The organism is Neobacillus sp. C211 (genome assembly GCF_051842875.1).
Classification (GTDB): Bacteria; Bacillota; Bacilli; order Bacillales; family Cytobacillaceae; genus Neobacillus.
Genome location: NZ_JBPXRO010000003.1, coordinates 235,233 through 256,447 on the forward strand (window position 1 = coordinate 235,233; position 21,215 = coordinate 256,447).

Below are 21,215 nucleotides of genomic sequence, written 5' to 3' on the forward strand. Positions count from 1 at the left end.
TATAATAGACACTAGTTTAACTAGCATTCATCACTAGGAGATGAAAATATGTTTTCTAATATTGGTGTACCAGGGTTAATTTTGATTTTAATCGTAGCCTTAGTTGTCTTCGGTCCAAACAAGCTGCCTGAAATTGGCCGTGCTTTCGGCAGATCAATTCGCGAATTTAAAAGAGCAACTGATGGAATTGCTGACGATATAAAGGAAGAGATAAAAGAGGAAATCAAAGAGACTAAACAAGAAACAATTAGTTTAAAAAAATAAGTTTTATGACTTCTTGTCGTTAAAAACATCAAAAAAAACATCCCCATCAACTGATTGAAGAGGATGTTTTTTTGAATTATTTTTTAGTAAATGCTTGAAATTGCTTCATTAATTTTTGCCTGGATTTTGGATTACGAAGTAAATATGCAGCACCTAGTGCAACGGTGGTCATCATTAAATTTTTCCTTCTCATTTCAAACCTCCTCGGAATTAATCATTCTTAAATATTCCCTTTAATAAGTTATTTTAACAGCAGTAATTATTGACATCTTGTCGTCATGAAGAGGTTGAATAATTGAAGATTGAACTGTTTAATCAAAGAAAAAACTAATCCCTTTGAATTAGTTTTTCGACAGAAGCTTATTACTTTTTCAGTAATTCTTTGATTTTTTGATTATGCTGTTTTGTGTGATCTAACAGTTGATTTAGAAGTAACACGGCCTGTTTGTTGTCTTTCTTTTCAATGGCATTCCTTAATTCATGGAATGTCCTCCAATGTGACATTTCTTTTCCGCCATGTGCCTGTTTTATAAATTCCTCTTTTGTTAACTTACCTGCATCAAATTGTTTTTTTAGTTCTTCTATTTTCGCCATTTTTTCTTTTTTCCATTGCTCACGTTTTCCAGCATTTTCAGGACTCATCCATTGGTTACTTAGTGTTTTCTTTTCCGCAAGGACTGTTGTCCACTCGCCTTTTTTATCCGGAGTATACTGGTCTACCCATGAAAGAATCATTTTCTCTCTTTCTGCCATCTTTGCTTGCCAATCTTTATGCATCATATGATGCTCTCTGCCCTCTTTACAATCACAAGGTGCTTTTTCCCTTTGCCCCCCATTATTCGTGTCAGGCACCGTTTGGTTTGCTCCAGCCATTCCAGGCACAGACAATAATAATCCTAATGATAAAAGTATCATTTTAAACTTCATAATGATCTCCTTCCGATTCATATAATTAGTAAAATAAACCTTTTTTTAACGGTACGGAATTATCATTCCCAATTGGTCAAAAAAAACTTACCATTTTGACAAATATTTAGTTATAAAACACTTGAGATTTTATTTGTATTATCGTATTCTAAAAACAGAGAGTATATGTGAAATAATTCACAATATAAGAAGAGTGTTTGCTCTATTTCTCCCCCTGCTGGAAATTGAATAGAATCATCCCTAAGAAATTATGCCTTCAATCCCCCAATTTAAGGCATTCAGCCCCAATCCAAATTCTGGAGTGGGGCTGTATTTATATCTCAACGTAATTTCTAGAGCCATTCTAATAATTCAAGTCGATTGCCAAACGGATCATGTAAATGAATTCTGCTCGCTCCTGGAAGTAGATCGTCCTCTGTATATAAAACTCCCTTTTCACGTAGATGACATTTTAATTCCTCGATATTTTCTACCACTAATGCAGGATGTGCTTTTTTAGCTGGCGAAAATGGTTCCTCTACCCCAATGTGAAGTTGAAAGGTCCCGAATCCAAACCAAACCCCGCCGCGTTTCTTTAATTCTGCTGGCTTTTCTACTTCATTTAATCCCAGAATCCCATTGAAAAACTCCCTCGCGGTTTCTTCACAGCCCTTTGGGCCAGCAAGTTGAATATGATCGATCTTTTTTATTGCAAATGACATAGACACTCCTCCATTTGTCAATTATCCTCTATATTTTATTAATTTTATAATATTCTTTCAAGTTTGAACTTTCGTTATTAGGTATAAATAAAAAGACTATTCCCGACGATACGGAAATAGCTTTTTTTCTAGCTCCGGCGCCTAGGGGCTGGAGCTTTTCTTAATAAACATCTCTTCTAGTAAAAACAAAAAATGAAACGAATAAGGCAACTGCCCACCACACAAAGAGGATTTGGATGGAAAATGAAAGATTCATTCCTTCAATTGGAGGTGCTGTTCCTTTCATATAATCGGTTAACCGTAAATTAACCATAAAAAAGTACTTGGCAGATTCCCAGGAGGATACCATGTTCGTTAATATAGCTCCTGAGATTAAGGAGGCAAGCATGACACCCATGCCGGCAGCCGTACTACGAATCAAAACCGACAGCATAAAGGATAAGGTACCGACGACAATAGAGACAAACCAGACCAGTCCAAAGTCCATTAATAAAAATTTCCATTGCCCCATAAGTTTGACTTCTGAAGTATTTAAGCCTGTTTCGGTCACATTAAATCCTGTTAAAATGGGTGCTCCCCAGCCTTTGTATCCAAACACCAACCCAGAAATCAAATAAGAAAGGATTCCTGCGATCGCAATGATTAAAGAAATAGCTAAGCAAAGCGTCAAATATTTACTTAAGAGTACTTTCCATCGTTTGACCGGCCTCGTCAATAGCAGTTTAATTGATCCTAAACTGTGCTCGGATGAAACCAAATCACTGGCAATGACCATGACCATTAATGGAATAAAGAGATCAATCGAGTTTTCTAAGAAAATCCTCATAAACGTTGGTGCACCAGGCTCAGAAGGATTAATATCATGATCCAGATAATATTGTTGCTGCTGCAGGGATATTTGCAGTTGTTTCTTCCATTCATCGGTGATCCGACTGCTGCTCAAACGATTGGTCGTATCAACAATTTGCTGTTGTAAAATTGTTCGCCAATCACTAGTTCCCAATTTTTCTCGTTGTGTTTGAACTTGTTTATATTGTGCATATGTAAATAACATGACTAGAACGCCAATAATGATAGCAATAACAATAAGCCGCTTTTTGGCAATCAGTTTCATCATTTCATTTTGAATCAATTTATTCAATCGTATCACCCCCCGTAAGTTCGAGGAATAAATCTTCCAGGACTGGCATTTTTCGATTCATTTCAGTCACAGCAATTCCTGCTTCGACCAACTGCTTATTCCATAGAGGTATCTTTTGTTCATTAAATTCTGTCAGTATGGTACCATCTTCTGTTACATCAATTTTGGTTAACGAACTTAATACTTCCTTACCCCTCTCAAGCGGATGAACCTGCCAAACGACTCTCTCGCGATTTGCCAGCAGATGATGGACAGTATCCGTTCGTATAATCGTCCCTTTTGAAATAATCGCGACACGGTCACACAAAAGTTGAATTTCACTTAGCAAATGACTGGAAACTAAGACGCTTAAGCCTTCATCCTCTGCAAGAAACCTGATAAATTGTCTCATTTCACGGATTCCTGCCGGATCCAACCCATTGGTTGGCTCATCAAGAATCAGCACTTTTGGTCTCCCTAATAAGGCTTGAGCAATCCCAAGACGTTGTCTCATCCCTAAGGAATAGGTTTTTACCTTATCATGAATTCTTTCTGTTAAACCAACAAGTTCAGTAACCTCTTTAATTCGTTGTTCTCCGATTCCTTCGAGCATTCTGGCAAAATGAAGGAGGTTATTATACCCGGAAAGATAGGGATACAATTCCGGATTCTCGACAATACAACCAAGATTGGTCATTGCTTCTTGAAAATTCTCTTCTATATTCGCGCCACAAATGTGAATGCTGCCGGATGTGGGTTTTATTAATCCAACAAGCATGCGGATCGTCGTTGTTTTCCCTGCTCCATTTGGGCCTAGGAAGCCAAATACCTCTCCTTCCCATAAATCGAAAGTCAATCCCTTGATAATTTCCTTTTTGCCAATTACTTTTTTAAGATTTTTTACAGATAGTGTAATTTTTTTCTCCATCGAATTCCTCTCCTTACCAGGTAAGCAATGAGGCTACCCGTTCGGCAATTAAACGATACCCTTTTGAGTTTGGATGAAACTTGTCGGAATATAAGTAGTCATTCACCTTTAACTCAAACAAGTCGAAGGTTGGTACAAACACGATTTTTGGAAAAGAGGCACTGACTTCTGCACTATCGTAATTCCAGTGGCGGACCACTTTCGACATCTCTTTTCCCTGCTCTAATTCAATAAATGGATTATACAAACCAATGAAAAACACATTGGCATTCGTATTGTTTTTACGTATTTGCTCAAAAACAAACTTCAAATTATCCAGGTATTTCTTCTCAATCGCTGCAATATCATTAGTTTCAAAATCGCTTAAGCCTTGCCCCCCGCGGAACAAGTCGTTTCCGCCAATCGTCACTAGGACAATATCAGCCTTTTGAATTTGGCGCCCTACTTCTGTTTCCTGTACTTGCTTCCTAAGAGATCCAGATCTTTGTCCATTGATGCCAAGATTGGTCAACTGTACCGGACGCTTTGTTTTTCCCTTGATTTCATCAATCAAGACACCCACATATCCTTTTCCTGTTTCATCGCCTGTTCCTCGAGTTAACGAATCACCTAACGCCACGATGGTAAACCCCTTTTTATTCTCCACCTTGGAAACGGTTTTTGCTTCTGGAACCTTTTCTGGTTTTCCAGCATAAAATTCCCCTACCGCCCAGCCAAGCCCGATCAGCCAGAGGAGGCAAAATAATACAGCTATGCCCGTGATCGAACGAATGACATTTTTATTCATTAAATAACATCCTTTCTGGCCATTTCTCTATTTAATTTAAACATAGTTGAGATATGAATCAAACTTTCAAGGACCATCTATCGTATAAAATACATAAAGTTCGAAAATTGTTAAATTCTACAACTATTTTCTCTAAATAAAAATCAAAGGAACCGTTGAGAGGACTCCTTTGATCTTAATTTGTTCTCCTATTTGGTTCCTGTTTCTATAACTACATTCCTTAATTTCCTAATCCCATAAATAATTACAATTAAAATGACAATAACTACGCTAGTTAAACTTAAATATTTCCTGATGAGCTCAAAAAAAACTTCCCATTGAGGACCAAGTATTTTTCCTAAAGAGATAAAACTAGAAACCCAAATCGCTGACCCAAGCCCTGTATACAAGGTATAAACTCTAATTGGTAAATGTGTGATCCCTGAAAAATAACCGATAAAATGCCTAAATACTGGAATAAATAAAGCAATGATTAATACTTTATTGCCATATTTTCTTAACCAGTTTGAAATTGAATTCAAACGATCTGGCTCTAAATGTAGCCGCTTCCCATGCTTTTCAAAAAAATGAATACCAAGCTTACAGCCTACCCAATAGGAAAGCAACATTCCTAGTGTACAACCAGCTGCAGAAGCGAGTATACTTCCAAACCAATTAAGCTTTCCAAGAAAGGATAAAAATCCTGCATATGCCAACATTGCTTCCATTGGAATCGGAAGTGCAAAAATACCTAGAGTAATGGAAAGAAAAAGAACAACATACCCGTACTCGTTCATGATCGTCGTTAAAAAATGCAATAATGTTAGCTCCTTTCCTAAAAGGGATATTTGGCATTGAAATGGCATTCATTCTTATTGGTATTTTAACCAAACTTCTCTAATATAGTTATCGACTTATAGATTTCAAATTTATATTTTTTGAAAGGCTGTACGTAAGTTCACTACAAAAATAAAGCCGACTTCTATTAGAAATCGGCTTGTTTCTCTGTTATTCTTCTAAATTCCCCATAGGACCAAAAAATTCAAAGTGAATTCTTTCTTGATTTACCCCTAATTCTTTTAATGAACGATTAATAGCTTTCATAAATGGAACAGGCCCACAGAAATAAAAATCGGCGTCCTTAGTTGTGATATTTTCTTTCAGCCACTCACGGGTTACATAGCCTTCAACATCAAAGCGATTATTCTTGCGATCCTCTTCTGTTGGTGAATCGTAAAAGAAATAGGAATGTACGTTTTCAAGCTTTGATACCTCTTCTACTTCGTCTCTTAGTGCATGTACATTCCCATTCACAGCTGCATGGACAAATGTTACCTTACGTTCTGGCTGGACTTCAACGACTGTTTTTAACATACTCATCATTGGTGTTAAACCAACGCCGCCACTTAGTAACACAACAGGAGTATTTTTCTCAGTATCAAGAACAAAATCCCCCGCTGGAGCACTTACTTTTAAAATATCTCCTTGGCTCACTCCATTGTGTAAGTAATTAGATACCATGCCGTCTGGGTTTGCAGTTCCCGCTTCGCGTTTAACACTGATTCGGTAATAGTCTTTTCCTGGAGCATCTGAAAGGCTGTATTGACGAATATGTGTGAACTTTTTACCAGCCATTTCTAGCTTGATACTAATATACTGACCAGGGGTAAAAACGGCAATTCCTTTGTTGTCTTCTGGTTTTAAGTAAAACGAGGTAATCACTTCACTCTCAACTACTTTACGGTCAACAATAAAGTTGCGAAAACCCTTCCAACCACCATGTTGATTTTCAGTTTCATCATATAATTCTGCTTCTACACTGATAAAAACATCTGCAATTACATTATACGCTTGGGCCCATGCCTCAATAATCTCGTCTGTTGCTGCATCACCTAATACATCCTTAATCGCTAGCAGTAGATGTTTGCCGACAATCGGGTAATGTTCAGGCAAGATACCAAGGCTTCTATGTTTTTGTGCAATTTGCTTCACTACTGGAAGAATAGCTTCCAGATTATCGATATACATGGCTGCGGCATATACCGTTCCTGCCAAGGCTTTTTGCTGTCTGCCTTGTTTTTGATTAGCATGATTAAATATATTTAATAATTCAGGATGGTTGCCAAACATCAATTGGTAAAATCGAGTTGTAATTTTTTCCCCATGTTTTTCTAAAACAGGTACAGTTGATTTGATTATTTCAATCGTTTTTTGATCTAACATATTAACACTCCCTATATATTTCACTGTTTCCATAGTGATTATATGATATTTAACGCACGAAATAAGTGATTTAAATCACAGACTACTATTTTTAATAATTAGAACTAGGTACTTTTCGTGTTTCTCGCCTAAAAACTTCACAAAGTTTTCATATTTTAACATGACAAATATAACTTGTTGGTTAATATTCCTTCTTGTAATGTTGAATCTAGTTATCAAAAACAAATGGAATAAAACTAACATGTGTAATGATCAATATTTGATCAATAGAAATAAGAGATTTCACTGGAGGAAGAGGATTAACATGAATGCAGCAAAAATTGCATGGATTACTGACACAACGGCTTCGCTAAGCAAAGAGTTTATCGAGCAAAATAATATACATGTAGTTCCACTTAACATTGTAATTAACCAAGAATCCTACAAGGAAACAATAGATATTACACAAAAAGAGTTTTATGAGCGAATGAAACATGAGGATTCGAAATTTCAAACCTCCCAGCCTGCCCTGGGTGATTTTGTGGAACTTTATACAAGGTTAAAGGAAGACTATGACTACGGAATAGCCTTTCATGCTTCCAGTCTCTTATCAGGGACGTTTCAAACTTCAGTAATGGCAGCAGAAATGGCTGATTTTAAACTGTTTCCCATTGACTCCCTGACAGGTTCCTACCCTCTTTCTTTTTTAATAAAAAAAGGGATCGAACTTGTGGAAAAAGGACGTGAGAGCGGTGAGGTTGTCGCAGAATTAAATGCACTACGCGACAATACACGCTTATATTTAGTTCCCTCAAATCTGGACCAACTCAAAAAAAGCGGCAGAGTATCCGGCGGCCAAGCAATACTAGCTTCATTATTTAATATAAAGCCGATTTTAGCGATTGAAGACGGTGGCGCAAAGATTAAAGATAAGGTTCGCACCGAAAAAAGAGCGATTTCATGGTTGATTAATCATTTACAAACAGACTTAGAAACAAAGAATGTTAGAAAAGTTGCTATCGTTCATGCTAATGATATCGAGAGAGCTGCCGTGCTTGAACAATTAGTCAACGAAACATTCCCTGATATCCAAACCGAATTAATGATGCTGATTACTGTGGCAGGTGTGCACACTGGGGTAGGAACGCTTGGACTTTCGTGGGTTTGTGAATAATGAAAAATAAGAAAAAAGTGTTATTGTTGTTGGGAGTTTTTGCGGCCTTAGGTTTAATTTACATTGGCATATTACAAATTAAAATTAGTCAATATAGTCATAAAGAAGTACCTAAAAATGCAGACTATTTGATTGTTCTAGGGGCAAGGGTTAAAGGAACCGTCCCTTCCTTGGCGTTTGCGAGTAGAATAAATACAGCTGCGAAATATTTAAAGAAAAACAAAGATACTCTTGTCATTGCTTCTGGCGGAAAAGGATCTGGTGAAGATATTTCCGAAGCGGAATCCATCAGGAGAGAACTTGTGAATCAAGGAATTAATGAGACTCGGATTATCTTAGAAGATCAATCAACTGATACATATGAAAATATTAATTTTTCGAAAAAGCTTATTCCCGAAGGTGCCAAGATTGGTCTTGTCGTTACAAATAATTTTCATCTCTACCGGGCAGTCTCAATTGCCCGTGATTATGGTCTACAGGTGCAGGGACTCCCCGCAGAAACACCATGGATTGCTGTGGTAAAATCCTATTCCCGTGAATATTTGGCGATTACTAAATTCTATCTTAAAAGATATTTCCTTGATTAATTTCGAGATTTGATATCAAGTGTGAAAGAATTGATCGGTTTTTCATAATAAAAAAGAGTACTGAAATTAATATGGTACCTATAGATAGGACACTTGAAAAAGAGTGTTTTATCTGTAGGTATTTTTTTATATACTTGAATCTTAAAGATATGGGGATTGGGGGACGATCATGAGCAAAACAACATTTTCAGATAAAGAAATAAAAATACTTCAAAAAAATCCAAATGTGCTTCGTGTCAGCAGTTTAGCAATTACCTATTCGGATGATTTTAAAAATAAATTTATGAATGAATATCTGGTAGGTAAACTCCCAAGGCAGATCTTTGAGGAGAATGGTTTTGACATAGACATTATTGGTATGAAGAGGATAGAGACGTCTGCATCTAGGTGGAAAAGAGCATATGAAAAAAATGGGTTAATTGGGCTTTCAGACACACGGAAAACAGAATCCGGCAGGCCCTTAAAGCGAGAACTTTCTCAAGCTGAAATTATTGAGAGGCAGGATGCAAGAATTAAGCTGCTGGAAGGTCAGGTAGAGTTGTTAAAAAAGCTAGAAATGACAGAAAGGAGGCTGCTAAGCAAAAGTCAAAACCTAGAAACGAGTAAGATATTTCAGTTGATTTATGAAACCGTGGAGCAAAATCAGTTTAAACAGATGACAAAGTATTTTTGTAAGCTTTTAGGGGTCTCTCGTTCTGGATATTATAGTTACCTTAAAGCAGCCGATAGCCGATTTGAAAGAGAACAAAAGGACCTAGAAGCGAAAGAGATTATACTGAAAGCGTTTAATCGACGTGGATATAAGAAAGGTTCACGTTCCATCAAAATGATATTGAACAATGAATACGACCATAAAATTAGCAGAAAAAAAATACAAAGAATTATGAACAAGTATCAGATCATTTGCCCCCACAGAAAGTCAAACCCGTATAAAAAAATAGCCAAAGCAACAAAAGAACATCAGGTCGTTCCAAACAAGTTAAATAGAGAATTTAAGCAAGGAATTCCAGGGAAGGTATTATTAACGGATATTACATATTTGCCATTTAACGGACAGAATATGGCCTATTTGTCAGCCATAAAAGATGCCTCCACCAACGAGGTCTTAGCTTATCATGTTTCAGATCGGATCACTTTAGAAATCGCAACAAATACGATCGATAAATTAATGAAAAATAAGAAAACTAATTTACATTCGAAGGCATATATCCATTCGGATCAGGGAAGCCATTATACAAGCCCAAGATATCAAAAATTATTAAAAAAATCTGGTTTAGGCCAGTCTATGTCAAGGCGAGGGAACTGTTGGGACAATGCCCCGATGGAGTCTTTCTTTGGTCATTTAAAGGATGAGGTAGACTATCAATCATGTAAAACATTAGACGAACTAAAGGCGAAAATAAATCATTACATGGTTTACTATAACAATTATCGTTATCAATGGAATTTAGAAAAGATGACCCCTATTCAATATAGGAATCATCTCTTAGCTTCTTAACTCTTTTTTTCATGTGTCCTTGACATGGGTACCAGATTAAATTCAGTACTCTTTTCTAATGCCAAATATCTCAACTATTACTAGTTTTTGCATATACACACGTATCTCTTAAATCTTGGCCATCTGCAGACATTTCATCATTTCTAAAAATGCCTTCTAAGGTAAACCCTAATCGTTCAGGAATGGCCCGACTTTTGATATTTTTTGAGTCACAACGAATTTCAACCCGTTTTGCATTGAGTTCAGTAAAGGCAAATTTCGTTATCACCTCTGCCGCCTCCGTTATATACCCCTTCCCGCTATAGCGCGTATCAATCCAGTAACCTATTTCAACCTTTGGGATATTCCAGTTGATCCTGTGCAATCCAGAAGAACCGATGAATTCTCCTGTTTCTCGATTAAATATATGTAACCTTAAATCCTCGCGGGTTAAAAACTTAGCATATGCCTCACGCATATTTCCTTCTACATCTTCCTCGGTTTGCTCGTGATGGGCCCAAGGCATCCATTCTTTTATTTCATTTAACGAAGACTGCATTGCTTGGTACACCACTTTACCATCTCCGGGCAGAGGCATACGTATTAATAATCTTTCTGTGTAAAATTGATTTGGAAAGTCTAGTAGTATTGGTTTCATAATCTTGCCCTCCTTCTGAATATAAATAATTCGCTACGATCATTGTTCATTCCTTTTTTCAGAAAAAAATATGGAGGAGCCGATTCGCTGATAGAATGGGAATATTCGCTGATTGAATCAATAAATCCGCTGATACCCCGAAAGTCAAATTCGCTCATTATACATTGAAATTCGCCCATTCAACTAATAAATTCGCTCATAAAACCAAGAAATTCGCCCATTCAATCGAAAAATTCGCTCATAAATTTAATTTCCTTCACGGTTGCAGGACAATATAATAAAAAAGACCCTTCCCAACCAGGAAGAGCCCGAAAGTTTGCTTTTTTTAGTATGCTTTTGCCCAATAAACCATTTTATTGGCTTCTTTTCCACAGCATACACATTTGTCAGATACTTTTTCTTGCTCGAATGGCAAACATCTAGATGTTGCCCCAGCATCTTCTTTAATTTTTTCCTCACATGCTAATTCACCGCACCACATGGCCTTGATAAAACCTGGTTTTGCTTCGAGTGATTGCGTTAACTCATCAAGTGTTACAGCAACAGTGGTTCTTTCTTCACGATGAGTAAGTGCTTTATTATATAAATTTGTTTGAATTTCATCTAATAACTCAACAAGCTTCGTTTCTAATTGGTCCAGTGGAACAAACACTTTCTCTAATGTATCGCGTCTTACTAGGACCACTTGCTTGTTTTCGATATCTTTAGGTCCCACCTCAAGACGGACTGGAATACCTTTCATTTCATACTCATTGAACTTCCAGCCTGGCTTTTTATCACTAGCATCGATCCCTACACGTACAACACTTGATAAAGTCTCTTTTAACTCATAGGCAAAATCAAGAACGCCTTCTTTATGCTGAGCAATCGGCACAATCATCACTTGAGTTGGCGCTGCTTTTGGCGGAATCACAAGGCCGCGGTCATCGCCGTGCACCATGATTAAGGCACCGATAATCCTTGTTGTGAAGCCCCAAGAGGTTTGATGCACATATTGGAGCTTTCCTTCTTTGTCTGTATATTGAATGTTAAATGCCTCGGCAAATCCTGTGCCGAAGTGGTGAGATGTACCAGACTGTAATGCTTTTCCATCATGCATTAAGCTTTCTATCGTAAAAGTAGCCTTTGCACCTGCAAACTTTTCCTTTTCCGTTTTTTGTCCTTTTACAACTGGAATCGCAAGGATTTCTTCACAAACTGCGGCATAAACATTTAGCATTTTAATGGTTTCTTCCATGGCCTCTTCGTCAGTTGCATGCGCGGTATGACCTTCCTGCCATAAAAACTCTAATGTCCGTAAGAATGGACGGGTTGTTTTTTCCCAACGGACCACGTTTGCCCATTGGTTATAAAGCTTTGGCAGATCTCTGTAAGAATGGATGATGTTACTATAATGCTCGCAAAAAAGAACTTCTGATGTAGGACGGACAACTAATCGTTCTGCTAATGGTTCAGACCCGCCATGTGTGACCCAGGCCACTTCTGGTGCAAAACCTTCAACATGATCTTTTTCTTTTTGCAGCAAGCTTTCAGGAATAAACAAAGGCATATAAACATTTTCATGCCCCGTTTCTTTTATACGGCGATCCAATTCATTTTTTATATTATCCCATAAAGCATAACCATATGGTCGAATAATCATCGAGCCACGAACACTTGAATAATCAATTAAGTCAGCTTTTGTTACCACATCGGTATACCACTGGGCGAAATCATCGTCCATTGCAGTTACATCTTTTACAAAATCTTTTGCCATGTTTGACACCTCATTAAATTTTTTTAAATAAGTAACGGTCGCTTCCGCTTTTCTACACAAAAAGGCCTTGATCCTCAAAAAAGGGACCAAGGCCTGGCGGTACCACCCTAAATTCATAAAGCAAAAAGCTTTATACACTTTCCATGATAACGGACATTATCCGCATGTATCTTCATATGTATCCGATACAGAACTCAGAGGCAGGTTCAAATGACCGTCTTAAGAAACCTCGCACCATTGGTTTCCTCTCTTGGTAAGACCTTTTCACTTTACTAATCCCCGTCACAGTTTCAATAGTATTTTTGAAAATTATATATTTCATTATAAAAAAAGTCAATTTTTTTTATGGAATATATTGCTGAAGCCAGCAATTTTCCTTCATATTTACTTTAAACGTCTAAAAAAATCAGTTAAAATGCTAGTAATTAGAAAAAATGGGGTGGCTTACTTGGAAAAAGAAAAGGATGATCTCCAACAAGAGGAAGAAGAAAAAGAATTTCTACTTGAATATATTAAGATGCAGAATGAGGCCATGAAAAGAATTTTTAAAAATACCCTTGATAAAGAAAATAAAGAATAAAATCGATCTCCTACTATTCCATATCCTAATTTAACCTCATTAATATTCATAAAACGTTCATATTAATCACTAAAAATACAAATTTGAATGGGTTATTTCCATTTATAATACTCATATGTTGTAAATTATTTAATGAATAAAACATACACATTTGAGGAGACATAAAATGAATATTTTTGCAATTATTTCGGCAATTGTAGTTGCCATTGGTACCGGATATTCCATTTATTCTGTTTACCGTCATAAAAATAAGCTAGCCAATACATCTGGGATTATGATTAGTATGGTCATCGCGGTAATCACAGGGTTACTGACCGGCAGTATCATTGGCATCATTTCCGGTGAGATTTTTCTAGTAGTCGGAGTCAGTATGATTATTGGTTTCGTCGTAGGTTTCTTAGCTGGACACCCCGTTGGGATATTAGCCATCCTTATGGGATCAATTTCTGGGTTAATGGGCGGGATCATTGGAGCTATTCTCGGTGCCTTTCTTCAATTTATTAATCCTACTATTTTACTTGGAATCTTGTTAGGTTTTTATATTTTAATTATCGGATTCGTGATCATGTATATTTTCGTGGAATCGAATAATAAATTATCCCTAGATACACAAGAGCTCTCACCATTTGCGATTATCGCAGGAGGCGTTGTGATAGTATCATTATTTTTATTTATGTATAGCAGTGATATGGTCGAAATTCCGGGTCAAAGTCAAACAACACAAACAGGAACTCAACAAGCTGCATCTAGTCAGAAGGTTCCCAAAACGGAAGTTTATGTGACAAAGGAAAGCAAGCCAATTGTAAAGATGGAAGTAACCACACAGGGGTATACACCTAATGTTATTCGAGTTAAAAAGGGTATACCAGTAGAACTAGAAATTAAAAATCCATTGGATAGTAGTAATTGTATATCCACATTTATGATTCCTGATTTTAATATTAACAATGTCAACCTAAAAACTGGAACAACAAAACTAACCTTTAATCCGGATAAGTCCGGAGAATATACCTTTAGCTGCGGGATGCAAATGTTTAAAGGGACAATTATTGTTGAATAAGAATGCCAAAAGCACACGACAACTTCGTTCGTGTGCTTTGTGTTTAGAAAAAAAGCAAATTCAATATTTTTGGGTTTTTGGAAAAGTAATTTCAATTGTTGTCCCTTTACCAAGGGTGCTTTGCACCTTTGTTTTTCCATGATGTTTCTCAATAATCCACTTGGCAATCGAAAGGCCCAATCCTGTTCCCTCGGCAGCCGTTCTAGCTTTATCGCTTTGATAGAAGCGGTCAAAGATTTTAGCGATATCCATTTCAGGAATACCAATTCCGTTATCTTTTACTTTAAGGAAAATAGACGAATGAGTATGTCCGCAAGCTAGCAGGATCTCTCCTCCTTCCATTGTATATTTCATCGCATTGTCCAATAGTATGACGATTAGTTGATGAATTCTGGCTTTATCACCAAAAAAAGTAACAGGTTCAGCTGCTTCTATCCGCAGTGATTTTTCTTGATACATAACAATTTCTTCGTATTGTTGATGGATTTCTTTTAAAAGTTCATTTAGATGGAACGTTTCCTTTTTCACTTCAATTTGGTCAGAGTCCGATCTCGCCAGTGTCAATAAGTTGGTGACTAATTTGGAAAGTCGCCTGGATTCATTTGAAATCGTTGATACATCAAGAATTTTATCCTGTATTGTTGCAGCGGGAGACCGAAATAGTAAATCCGTTTTTGCTTGTATGACGGCTAATGGGGTTCTTAACTCATGCGAAGCATCGGAAACAAATTCTGTCTGCTTTTGCCAAGCCTTTTTAATCGGTACAAGTGCCTTTCCTGCTAAAAAATAACCAGAAGCAACTGCACAAATGATTCCAACTCCCATACCAATCAGCATTATCAACAAGAGTCTTTCGAGTAATTTTTGTTCAGAGTTTACATTACGGATGAATTGGACAGTGATTTTTCCTAGTTGAGGATGATCCACTTCGAAGGCAATATACCTAAACGAAAAATCTTCTACATCAACATCCTTTAAGGTATTTAATATTTTAGGGCGAATCAGCTTCTCATTATCTTGAAAAATTTCAGAATCACGGTTTTGTTCCAACAAGTGCTGATTATTTTCATCCCAGATTAGGGTCAATATCCGGGGATCTTTCCTGATAAATCTTGGAATAGGCCCCCCATCGTCCTCACGAATTTCACCTGGTCCCTCCGGCTGCTTTTGAAAATGTTCAATCGATTCATAGAGCGATTGGTTTACATCCCTATATAATTTATTCTCTGTGTAAAAATAAATAACGCTTCCGAGTGCGCTGATAAGTACAATAAAGACTAATGAATTTAAAAATGTCAGCTTTATGAGTGTTTGCCGAAACATGAGATGCCCCTATTCTCCGTTCAACATGTAGCCTACGCCACGAATGGTTTTAATATCGATATGATAGCCTGACGGTTCTAATTTTTTACGGAGGTGGTGCATGAATACCTCAACTATAGCGATTGTTGTATCCGAATCAAAGCCCCATACACGGTCATAGATTTGCTCTTTCGTTAGGATTGCGCCTTTATTCTGAATCAGATATTCTAATAACTCATATTGCTTTGCCGTGAGTTTCAACTGCTCACCATCGACGACAATATCTCTTTCCTTCCCTAACAATTCAATGCCGCGAAATTGAATGGTTTGATTGGTTGTTAAGCTGCCGCTTCTTCTTAACAAGGCACGGATTCTGGCTTTCAATTCTGCTGCTTGAAATGGTTTAACTAAATAATCATCTCCACCGCTATCTAAGCCTTTGACACGATCTTCGAGGGAATCTCTTGCAGTAAGGAATAGGACAGGAATCTTTAATCCTTCCTTTCGAATCGTTCGTAAAACTTCGAACCCATCAATCTCTGGAATCATGACATCTAGTACAATCACATCATGGATGTTTTGCATCGCTAAAAATAAGGCATCCTCACCATTGGATGCTTGATCCACTTCAAACTCATCTGATAAAAGCTGAACAATCGATTCCAATAAAGGAAGATTATCCTCCACAACTAATAAGCGCATTTTCGATCTCTCCTAAGTTGGTATCTAAAAATAATTATATAGCAAATAAACCGATCGTAACATAGGACATGTCCGCTGTTTACCTTTCATTTAAAAGAGGTGTTTGGGAAGCTAAAATTACCTCCTGTTAGTTTCCACCTCTACCGCCAAATTGTCCTTGACCTCCAAAGTTCCGGTTCATTCCGCCCACGTTTCCGATTCCACCAAAAACACTGCTTTGGGAATTACTACTTGAATTATTTGACGAACTCGCTTTTGCTAATTGAGGTAATTTTACTGTTTCTCCTTCCGATACTCCTTTTGTTATTTCCACATAATCTTCATTTGCGATGCCTGTTTGAACTGTATTTTTCTCCGTTCCTGAGGTGTTACTATCTGTGCTCTTCGAATTGACTATGACATATTTCTTATTGTTTGATGTGTATACAGCATCAAGTGGAACATAAAGGGCATTAACTTTACTTTCTGTTAAGATTCTTGCTTCCGCACTCATCCCGACTTTAAGTTGATCTGGTTTATTAATAGAAATGGTAACATCAAAAGTAGAGACTCCGTTTGATGATACTCCGTCTTCAGAAATTGCAGATACTTTACCAGTAAATACTTGATCAGGAAACGCATTAATGGTTAGGTCAACTGGCTGATTCTTTTTAATTTTGGATATATCAAGCTCATCAATTTGAACCACGGTTTGTAATTGCTTATAGTTTGTGACATGGGCAACAACTTGTCCATTTGTTACTGGCTCTCCTGCGGAAACTGCGATTGTCGTAATAACCCCAGTGGCGGGCGCTGTTATAGGGTCACTTCCATCTGAAAAAGTAATTAACTCATCTCCTTCGGTTACATTCTCCCCCACAGCTGCAAGTACTTCATCAACTTCATTATTATTAAACGTTGTTTTAATATCTTCACTCGTTACCGCTTGAACTGTCCCCGAACCACTAATGTTGACGTGTAACGTACCTTTTTGAACAACTGCTGTTCTGATTTGCGCTGACACCGTTTGTGTTCCTAACTTTAATGAATCCCATCGATAACCAACGAAAACAACAACGAGTACACTACCTACAATAATTATCCATTTTTTCATCTAAACTTGCTCCTTTTCCGTCCTGAATTCCCCCCAGGAAGCCAAATAATCTAATCTACACCCATTATTATGTTTATTTCTTAACTTTTCCTTAAAAGATAGTAAGTTTTGAGGAAAATATAAATTTGAACAGGTAGTGTCAAGCTTTTTTTGATTGACAGTTATTTTTGTATGTAATATAGTTTAAAGGGTGAATAGTTAAACAGTTTAACTAATTTCAAATCTGACGAGGTGAAAACAGTATGGATAAATACATCATCCAGGAATTAATTGACCGCTATGTGTCTGTTTCATTTCAAGTACACAAAAAAGCGGAGTATTTAATCAAAGGCCAAATTGGTGACGACTTAACCAACGATCAACATTACATATTAAGATATATTCATCAGTCGAAGGAATGCACTTCCACGGAATTGGCCGATGCTTTTGAGGTAAATAAAAGTGCCATCACGGCAATCATCAATCGAATGGCAGACAGAGGATTAATTCAAAGAACCCGCGATGAAAATGACCGCAGAGTTGTTTACTTAACGTTAACAAAGGAAGGAAATGCTCTTTACGAAAACTGCCAAGAAAAAGTTCAGCTTCTTGTTGAATCCATTATTACTCAATTTGAAGAGACCGAAATTACAGCTTTTATCCATACTTACGAGAAATTGGCTCAAATCTTAATCAACAAGAAACAGGAAGAACTGGAGGAATAAACAAGTGAGAGCTATATTAAAAGCAAAATGGTTCATATTAGCAGCTTGGATCGTTGTTATTACCGCACTTTTCATGGTAGCACCGAATATGGAAGCACTTGTACGGGAGAAAGGACAGATTACCGTACCAGAAGGATATTCCTCAACCATCGCAGAAAAAATTCTCTTAGATGTGCAGTCAAGTGAAAACAGCGGAAGTCATCTACAAACAGCCCTTGTATTTCACAGTGATAAAAAGTTAACAAAAGCAGATTTTATAACAGCAGAAAAAGCTGTTCATGAACTTGAAAAGAACAAGGCGAAACTTGGGATTTCCGAAATTTTAACCCATTTTGATCAAGCACAATTGAAAGATCAGCTTGTTTCAAAGGATGGAAAAACCATTCTTGTTTCTCTTAAAGTTAATGTGAATGATCGGGAAGCAAAGGAAATTTCGGATGAATTATATCAAGCGATTGATCAAGTAAAGTTGGACCATTATTATACGGGAAACTGGGTAATCAGTGATGACTTGGTCACCAATTCCCAGGAAGGTTTGAAGAAAACAGAAGGAATAACCGTTGGTTTCATTCTAATTGTCCTCCTTCTAGTATTTAGGTCGGCGATTGCACCAATTATTCCGTTAGTAACAGTTGGTTTCAGTTATCTTACGGCCCAATCCATAGTTTCCCTATTAGTGGATAAGGTTAACTTCCCTCTATCCACTTTTACTCAGATTTTCTTAGTTGCGGTCCTCTTCGGAATTGGAACGGACTATTGTATTTTGCTGCTTAGTCGTTTTAAAGAGGAAATGGCAAAGAATGATAGTGTTACAGAATCCATTGTGGAAACCTATCGGACAGCCGGAAAAACAGTTTTCTTTAGCGGAGTCGCTGTAATGATTGGTTTTGCTTCGATTGGCTTTTCCACCTTCAAGCTTTATCAGTCAGCAGCAGCTGTTGCGGTAGGTGTGGCGATTCTTCTAATCGCACTTGTAACTGTTGTTCCCTTTTTCATGGCTGTGCTTGGCAAAAAACTTTTTTGGCCATCTAAAGGAAAACTTGAACACAGTGAAAGTAAATTTTGGGGCTTGGCCGGGAAATTTGCGCTGGCACGTCCGTTGATTGCTTTTATAATCGTTGGAATTATTTCTGTACCTTTCTTATTTACGTATAAGGATCAATTATCATTTAATTCACTTGAAGAAATCAGCGATGATTTTCCTTCCATAAAAGGATTCAATATCATTTCTGATTCATTTGGTCCTGGTGAATCCATGCCAACCCAAATTGTCATTAAAAACGATGATCAAATGAATACTTCTGATTATATTGCGATTACGGAAAAAATGAGTCAAGAGCTAGAAAAGGTAAATGATGTTGATACCGTTCGTTCTGTGACTAGGCCAACCGGTGAGCCGATTGATGATTTATATCTTTCCAAACAGGTGGCTAATCTTGGTGATGGACTTGGTCAGGGCAATGATGGGATTAAAAAAATAAGTGATGGCTTGAAGGAAGCAGGAAGCCAGATGGCGGCTAATCAGCCTAAAATGCAGGAAGCCACAGCTGGCATCAGTGAATTAATAAATGGAACAAATAAATTAAAAACAGGAATGGGAGACATTCAAGGCGGACTTACTGAAATTGAGAAGGGTCTGAAAGCTGGTTCCGCTGGTTCAACACAGATTAAAGAAGGTTTGGTTCAGATAAAGACAAAATCTGCGGAGGTTTTGGCTGGTAGTAAACAATTGCTTGCCGGCTACCAAAGAGCAAGGTCTGGATTAGCTACTCTTCAAGGTCAATACGAAGATGTAGCGACCAGGTTGGAGACATTGAACAAAACCCTAACTGCTACAAATCAATATTTTACTAATCTTGAAAAACAATATAGTGACATTGGAGAAAATCAAAACTATCAAGCTATCAAAATGACTGTTCAGAGCTCCCAAACGGCAACGAAAGAATTAGCGGGAGGATTGCAGCAATTAAATACTGGCTTAAATGGGGTACAAACAGGAATTCAGTTTGCTAATAGTAAATTTGCAGAAATAACAGGTGGCCAGAAAGCCCTAATTACCGGTATGGAAGGACTGTTAAAAGGAATTTCCGACCTTGAAACAGGATTAGATAAAATGGCCCTAGGGCAAGGAAAAGTCATTGATGGACTTCCGCAATTAACAGATGGACTCTCTGGAATAAATGATGGGCAGAAGCAGCTCCTTACTGGCTTCCAAGACATGGGTGGACAGATCACTCAGCTTTCTGATGGGTTAACGAAAAGTTCTGACGGATTGAATAAAGTTTCGGATGGCCTTAATTCTGCTCAAAATTATCTTTCCGAGGTATCCAAACAGAAGCAGACCGGATTTTATATTCCTCAGGACGTCCTTGACAGCAAAGATTTCGAGCAAGCACTGAATGCCTACATGTCAAACGACAGAAAAGTAATGACGATTGATGTGATCTTTAATAAAAATCCATATTCTAATGTAGCGATTAATCGCGTTCCTGAAATTAAGCAAGCAGTCAAACGTGTTATTAAGGACACTAAACTGGAAAATGCTAAAGTGGCTGTTGGCGGTGTATCGAGTATGCATAACGATCTTGATACTATTTCAAAAGCGGATTATTCAAGAACCGTCGTATTAATGCTTGTCGGGATAAGTATTATCTTAATCATCCTACTGCGTTCACTAATTATGCCCCTTTATCTGATTGGCTCATTAGTCCTAACCTACTATACTTCGATGGCTATTTCGGAAAAGATCTTTGTGAATCTATTAGGATATTCAGGTATTAGTTGGGCAGTTCCCTTCTTTGCCTTTGTTATTTTAGTAGCTTTAGGAATTGACTACAGTATTTTCTTAATGGACCGGTTCAACGAATACCGAAACATGCCGGTTGAAAAAGCAATCCTGATTTCGATGAAAAAAATGGGTACAGTTATTATTTCAGCAGCGATCATCTTGGGAGGAACGTTTGCAGCAATGATGCCATCAGGGGTATTGTCCTTGCTTGAAATTGCTACAATCCTATTAATCGGCTTAGCCTTATACTCACTTGTTGTGCTCCCACTGTTTGTACCTGTTATGGTAAAAACATTCGGCGAGGCCAATTGGTGGCCATTTAGAAAAAATAATGATAGTGCAAATCATATAAACTAATTAATGCATGCTGATCAAATGGATCAGCGTGCTTTTTTATAGCTTTATATATTTTTGAAACTTTTTCAC

General features: G+C 37.3%; 20 protein-coding genes and 1 other annotated feature. Of the genes, 8 read left to right on the forward strand and 12 right to left on the reverse strand.

Translation table 11 applies throughout. The annotated features are described in order from the left end of the window. Positions 1-48 precede the first annotated feature (48 nt). Positions 49-264 (forward strand): twin-arginine translocase TatA/TatE family subunit, encoded by a 216-nt coding sequence (locus tag ACSU6B_RS04770; protein WP_215012873.1) that lies wholly within the window; start codon positions 49-51, stop codon positions 262-264. 363 nt (positions 265-627) lie between these two features. On the opposite strand, the gene ACSU6B_RS04775 is transcribed toward ACSU6B_RS04770, so the two are convergent. From ACSU6B_RS04775 to hmpA, 7 genes are all read right to left on the reverse strand, one after another. Continuing rightward, positions 628-1,191, reverse strand: a complete 564-nt coding sequence (locus ACSU6B_RS04775; protein WP_215003254.1) for a hypothetical protein — start codon at positions 1,189-1,191, stop codon at positions 628-630. A 332-nt stretch (positions 1,192-1,523) separates the two neighbouring features. Further along, positions 1,524-1,892 (reverse strand): glyoxalase, encoded by a 369-nt coding sequence (locus tag ACSU6B_RS04780; RefSeq protein WP_410883180.1) that lies wholly within the window; start codon positions 1,890-1,892, stop codon positions 1,524-1,526. A 160-nt stretch (positions 1,893-2,052) separates the two neighbouring features. Then, positions 2,053-3,033: an ABC transporter permease gene (locus ACSU6B_RS04785; RefSeq protein ID WP_410883182.1), complete on the reverse strand. Its 981-nt coding sequence runs from the start codon at positions 3,031-3,033 to the stop codon at positions 2,053-2,055. After that, on the reverse strand, positions 3,026-3,940 hold the full coding sequence (locus ACSU6B_RS04790) for an ABC transporter ATP-binding protein (RefSeq protein ID WP_410883184.1): 915 nt from the start codon (positions 3,938-3,940) through the stop codon (positions 3,026-3,028). The genes ACSU6B_RS04785 and ACSU6B_RS04790 overlap by 8 nt, the downstream gene beginning before the upstream one ends. Before the next feature lie 13 nt (positions 3,941-3,953). Continuing rightward, positions 3,954-4,727 (reverse strand): SGNH/GDSL hydrolase family protein, encoded by a 774-nt coding sequence (locus tag ACSU6B_RS04795; RefSeq protein WP_410883186.1) that lies wholly within the window; start codon positions 4,725-4,727, stop codon positions 3,954-3,956. Positions 4,728-4,915: 188 nt separating this feature from the next. Beyond that, entirely contained in the window at positions 4,916-5,524 is a 609-nt protein-coding gene (locus ACSU6B_RS04800; RefSeq protein ID WP_410883188.1) for a DedA family protein, read from the reverse strand. A 190-nt stretch (positions 5,525-5,714) separates the two neighbouring features. Continuing rightward, positions 5,715-6,929 (reverse strand): NO-inducible flavohemoprotein, encoded by a 1,215-nt coding sequence (gene hmpA / locus ACSU6B_RS04805; protein WP_410883190.1) that lies wholly within the window; start codon positions 6,927-6,929, stop codon positions 5,715-5,717. Positions 6,930-7,233: 304 nt separating this feature from the next. On the opposite strand from hmpA, the gene ACSU6B_RS04810 reads away from it, so the two are divergent. The 3 genes from ACSU6B_RS04810 to ACSU6B_RS04820 all read left to right on the forward strand — a co-directional run bounded on the left by ACSU6B_RS04810 (position 7,234) and on the right by ACSU6B_RS04820 (position 10,167). Further along, a complete protein-coding gene (locus ACSU6B_RS04810; protein WP_410883192.1) occupies positions 7,234-8,082 on the forward strand; it encodes a DegV family protein in 849 nt (282 codons plus the stop codon). After that, positions 8,082-8,669 carry a YdcF family protein gene (locus tag ACSU6B_RS04815; RefSeq protein ID WP_410883194.1) on the forward strand — a complete coding sequence of 196 codons (588 nt, stop codon included), beginning with the start codon at positions 8,082-8,084 and terminating at the stop codon, positions 8,667-8,669. The genes ACSU6B_RS04810 and ACSU6B_RS04815 overlap by 1 nt, the downstream gene beginning before the upstream one ends. Before the next feature lie 169 nt (positions 8,670-8,838). Then, positions 8,839-10,167, forward strand: coding sequence for an IS3 family transposase (locus ACSU6B_RS04820; protein ID WP_410883196.1), 1,329 nt, complete (start codon positions 8,839-8,841; stop codon positions 10,165-10,167). A gap of 70 nt (positions 10,168-10,237) precedes the next feature. Here the strand turns inward: ACSU6B_RS04820 and ACSU6B_RS04825 are convergent, their stop codons facing one another. Together ACSU6B_RS04825 and proS are read right to left on the reverse strand one after the other, a co-directional pair. Continuing rightward, positions 10,238-10,804, reverse strand: coding sequence for a GNAT family N-acetyltransferase (locus ACSU6B_RS04825; RefSeq protein ID WP_410883198.1), 567 nt, complete (start codon positions 10,802-10,804; stop codon positions 10,238-10,240). A gap of 325 nt (positions 10,805-11,129) precedes the next feature. Continuing rightward, on the reverse strand, positions 11,130-12,560 hold the full coding sequence (proS, locus tag ACSU6B_RS04830; RefSeq protein ID WP_410883200.1) for a proline--tRNA ligase: 1,431 nt from the start codon (positions 12,558-12,560) through the stop codon (positions 11,130-11,132). Positions 12,561-12,638: 78 nt separating this feature from the next. Then, positions 12,639-12,855, reverse strand: a binding site (T-box leader). A gap of 153 nt (positions 12,856-13,008) precedes the next feature. Between proS and ACSU6B_RS04835 the strand changes: the two genes are divergently transcribed. After that, complete coding sequence (locus ACSU6B_RS04835) at positions 13,009-13,140, forward strand: hypothetical protein (protein ID WP_282599713.1); 132 nt, start codon at positions 13,009-13,011, stop codon at positions 13,138-13,140. Between the two features lie 166 nt (positions 13,141-13,306). Continuing rightward, positions 13,307-14,200 (forward strand): cupredoxin domain-containing protein, encoded by an 894-nt coding sequence (locus tag ACSU6B_RS04840; RefSeq protein WP_410883202.1) that lies wholly within the window; start codon positions 13,307-13,309, stop codon positions 14,198-14,200. 60 nt (positions 14,201-14,260) lie between these two features. Here ACSU6B_RS04840 and ACSU6B_RS04845 read toward each other — a convergent pair whose 3' ends face one another. The 3 genes from ACSU6B_RS04845 to ACSU6B_RS04855 all read right to left on the reverse strand — a co-directional run bounded on the left by ACSU6B_RS04845 (position 14,261) and on the right by ACSU6B_RS04855 (position 17,297). Continuing rightward, entirely contained in the window at positions 14,261-15,523 is a 1,263-nt protein-coding gene (locus ACSU6B_RS04845; protein WP_410883204.1) for a sensor histidine kinase, read from the reverse strand. Positions 15,524-15,532: 9 nt separating this feature from the next. Continuing rightward, positions 15,533-16,204, reverse strand: a complete 672-nt coding sequence (locus tag ACSU6B_RS04850; protein WP_410883206.1) for a response regulator transcription factor — start codon at positions 16,202-16,204, stop codon at positions 15,533-15,535. A gap of 127 nt (positions 16,205-16,331) precedes the next feature. Continuing rightward, positions 16,332-17,297, reverse strand: a complete 966-nt coding sequence (locus ACSU6B_RS04855) for an efflux RND transporter periplasmic adaptor subunit (RefSeq protein WP_410883208.1) — start codon at positions 17,295-17,297, stop codon at positions 16,332-16,334. Between the two features lie 242 nt (positions 17,298-17,539). Here ACSU6B_RS04855 and ACSU6B_RS04860 point away from each other — a divergent pair, with 242 nt between their 5' ends. Together ACSU6B_RS04860 and ACSU6B_RS04865 are read left to right on the forward strand one after the other, a co-directional pair. Continuing rightward, positions 17,540-18,001 (forward strand): MarR family winged helix-turn-helix transcriptional regulator, encoded by a 462-nt coding sequence (locus ACSU6B_RS04860; protein WP_410883210.1) that lies wholly within the window; start codon positions 17,540-17,542, stop codon positions 17,999-18,001. Positions 18,002-18,005: 4 nt separating this feature from the next. Further along, positions 18,006-21,146 carry an MMPL family transporter gene (locus ACSU6B_RS04865; protein ID WP_410883212.1) on the forward strand — a complete coding sequence of 1,047 codons (3,141 nt, stop codon included), beginning with the start codon at positions 18,006-18,008 and terminating at the stop codon, positions 21,144-21,146. Positions 21,147-21,215 lie beyond the last annotated feature (69 nt).

Excerpts from the sequence above, each read along its gene's own strand:
- ACSU6B_RS04770 (WP_215012873.1), top strand. The coding sequence starts at position 49 with ATGTTTTCTAATATTGGTGTACCAGGGTTAATTTTGATTTTAATCGTA.
- ACSU6B_RS04775 (WP_215003254.1), bottom strand. The coding sequence starts at position 1,191 with ATGAAGTTTAAAATGATACTTTTATCATTAGGATTATTATTGTCTGTG.
- ACSU6B_RS04780 (WP_410883180.1), bottom strand. The coding sequence starts at position 1,892 with ATGTCATTTGCAATAAAAAAGATCGATCATATTCAACTTGCTGGCCCA.
- ACSU6B_RS04790 (WP_410883184.1), bottom strand. The coding sequence starts at position 3,940 with ATGGAGAAAAAAATTACACTATCTGTAAAAAATCTTAAAAAAGTAATT.
- ACSU6B_RS04795 (WP_410883186.1), bottom strand. The coding sequence starts at position 4,727 with ATGAATAAAAATGTCATTCGTTCGATCACGGGCATAGCTGTATTATTT.
- hmpA (WP_410883190.1), bottom strand. The coding sequence starts at position 6,929 with ATGTTAGATCAAAAAACGATTGAAATAATCAAATCAACTGTACCTGTT.
- ACSU6B_RS04810 (WP_410883192.1), top strand. The coding sequence starts at position 7,234 with ATGAATGCAGCAAAAATTGCATGGATTACTGACACAACGGCTTCGCTA.
- ACSU6B_RS04815 (WP_410883194.1), top strand. The coding sequence starts at position 8,082 with ATGAAAAATAAGAAAAAAGTGTTATTGTTGTTGGGAGTTTTTGCGGCC.
- ACSU6B_RS04820 (WP_410883196.1), top strand. The coding sequence starts at position 8,839 with ATGAGCAAAACAACATTTTCAGATAAAGAAATAAAAATACTTCAAAAA.
- ACSU6B_RS04825 (WP_410883198.1), bottom strand. The coding sequence starts at position 10,804 with ATGAAACCAATACTACTAGACTTTCCAAATCAATTTTACACAGAAAGA.
- proS (WP_410883200.1), bottom strand. The coding sequence starts at position 12,560 with ATGGCAAAAGATTTTGTAAAAGATGTAACTGCAATGGACGATGATTTC.
- ACSU6B_RS04840 (WP_410883202.1), top strand. The coding sequence starts at position 13,307 with ATGAATATTTTTGCAATTATTTCGGCAATTGTAGTTGCCATTGGTACC.
- ACSU6B_RS04845 (WP_410883204.1), bottom strand. The coding sequence starts at position 15,523 with ATGTTTCGGCAAACACTCATAAAGCTGACATTTTTAAATTCATTAGTC.
- ACSU6B_RS04850 (WP_410883206.1), bottom strand. The coding sequence starts at position 16,204 with ATGCGCTTATTAGTTGTGGAGGATAATCTTCCTTTATTGGAATCGATT.
- ACSU6B_RS04855 (WP_410883208.1), bottom strand. The coding sequence starts at position 17,297 with ATGAAAAAATGGATAATTATTGTAGGTAGTGTACTCGTTGTTGTTTTC.
- ACSU6B_RS04860 (WP_410883210.1), top strand. The coding sequence starts at position 17,540 with ATGGATAAATACATCATCCAGGAATTAATTGACCGCTATGTGTCTGTT.